This is a genomic window from Stieleria sp., from assembly GCF_041595215.1.
Classification (GTDB): domain Bacteria; phylum Planctomycetota; class Planctomycetia; order Pirellulales; family Pirellulaceae; genus Stieleria; species Stieleria magnilauensis.
This window is the reverse complement of the sequence record NZ_JBFHKV010001240.1, coordinates 1-2,286: the sequence shown is the minus strand read 5'-3', so window position 1 is coordinate 2,286 and position 2,286 is coordinate 1. Positions and strand designations below refer to the sequence as shown.

1 protein-coding gene and 1 pseudogene are annotated in these 2,286 nt (G+C 57.9%); one reads left to right on the top strand and one right to left on the bottom strand.

What is annotated here, in order from left to right:
* A pseudogene (locus ABX749_RS30090) lies at positions 1-515 on the top strand (hypothetical protein); the annotation flags it as partial.
* A gap of 39 nt (positions 516-554) precedes the next feature.
* Here ABX749_RS30090 and ABX749_RS30085 read toward each other — a convergent pair.
* Positions 555-2,286 (bottom strand): formylglycine-generating enzyme family protein (locus tag ABX749_RS30085; protein ID WP_372899285.1); only part of this gene is annotated, 1,732 nt, incomplete at its 5' end.

Below are 2,286 nucleotides of genomic sequence, written 5' to 3'. Positions count from 1 at the left end.
GCGAACAAGTGTTCTGGTTGACTCAACCGTTGAGCGGGTTTTGGATCAAACCGCTGGCGCGTCCGGGACGCATCATCATGACCGCGACCGAAGCGGATCTGGAATTCACGGCAACGGAGATGCCGTACGCGTTGGCCGCGGTGCTCGACGGCAGCGCCGACACCCAATCACTGCACGACATCGACGGCGACGGAACGCTTTCCCTGCTGGACCTGTACTTGGCCACCAGCATCGAAATCACCGCGCGTTTTCGCGGCATCGACCGACTGCAAACCGAACACGCCCAACTCGATGACAACGGAGACGGTCGCGGCAGCGAAGTCCAACAGCCCTACCTGCCGGTCGAACCGGAAGAAGAAGACGGGGAAGAGGAAGAGGAAGAGGAAGACGAGTCCGACGCGGACGACGCGCCAACGGCCGAACCCGCCCCGGCCCCCAAGCCCGCGCTCATTCAGAGTCACAATTTGGACGGATTCCGAAGCCGCTACGTCCTACTGCAAAAACCGGCCTCTTGATGACAATCGTCCTGACGTCGATCGACTTGCGAATCACTCTCACCGCGTGATTGTCTTGGCAACGCGTAAACCGTAAAAGCCGTTGATTGACAGCGGCAGATCGGCGGGCAACTTGTTCACCGGCACGTCCAGCTGCGTGGACGCCCTGTCTTTGTTGTTGCTGCTGGATTGCCCCATCACATAGCGGCGGTGATCTTTCAGATTATGGCACCACTCACGCACGCCATCGTACATCGCAAACATGCCAAAATCGTTCGGCATTTTCGTTCCGGCCGGATGGTACCGGTTCTCGCCATCCTCGGTCAGTGAAGTCTCGTAGTACCAATAGTAGTCGTCGGCGAGCGAATCAGAGTAGCCGAAATAGCAACGTGAAGTGGTCAGTGCCGCACACGCGAATCGCCATTCGTAGCAAGTCGGCAACCGATAGGAACCACTTTCCAGCACGGCGTCGCAGGCCACTTCCGGGTTGTCTTGGGAAAGCTCGGCCGGATAACAGTTCTCCGGAGTTGCGCCGAGCCGTTCACTCAACCAGCGACAATACGACACGCAATCGAACCAATCGGTCAGTCCGACGGGACAATCATCGGTTGGCGACCGGTATTCGTAATACGTGTGTTCGGGATCGAATTGAATAAATTGTCCGACCGTCACCTCTCCCGTGGAAATCGCAAACACCCGACCGATGTTGGGGTCATCCCGTGCGTCGAGAATGGCCATCGTTTGGCCCGCGGCGTTGACGAACCAATTCTTGCGCGAATCGACAGACAATGCCGATTGCCGCTGAATTTCGGCGCGCAACCAATCCGTTTGGCCCCACCGCATCAATAACCATTGGGCTGCCGAATGAATTCCCGCATCGGGGTCGTTGATGAACGAATCCTTTGCGACCATCATTGCCTGTGACCGTGTCGGCGGGGAGACGTCCCGCCACGGAAAGTCTCCCATCGCGAGCAACAAGGCGCGGCGGACGGTAGGATCTGGGTCGCGTGAAAATCGGCTCAGCAAACGTTCAAGCTCTCCACCGAGTGGCCCGATCCGGTTGATCATGTAACCCCGCGTGTGCGGCCACGTTGTCTGCCGCAACAGGGGCCACGTCGATTCGGACTGGCCCAGACGGTGCAGCAGTGCGGCTGCCACACCGCGACGTCGTGCCAAATGATCGTAATCGGGTTCTGGAAGATTTGGGTCCAGGTCCGTGAACACGATTCTTCGGATTTGATCCGCGGTCTGTGGCAACTGGTCTGCCAAGGTCGCAAGGATCGTCGAGTGTTGCTCAAAGGACGCGTCGAGAAAGAAATCGAGCAGTTCGGTTGGTCGATCGCGTAGGAATTGAATCACAAACGCCGTGGACAGCGATCGAATCGGCGAGTCGACCGGTTGCAGGGCGCGATCCAAGAGCGCAGGAACGATCGATTCACGAATCGGCGACAGGCCGTCAATCAGGTAGAGGTTGTCCTGTGGTGCGATGGATGCGTGTCGCAGCAGTTCCGCGACGATCGCTTCAGATTCCTCATCCGACAGACGCACTGTTTCGTCGCCCTGATCCGCAGACTGGTTTGCGATCATGATTGCCGCGCGAAGCCGTTGATCGGACGGTCGCTCTGCATCACGGACATTGATGATTGCTGGTTGCAATTCCTCCGTCGAAAGTGGACCGAGTTGTTCCAGCGAGACCATCAAAAGCGGTAGATCAAGACGCAGCAACTGATCGATCAGTTCGGCGCGTTGTGACCGATCGGTCTGCAACAGGCCGAGTTGATTGAGGATCCGT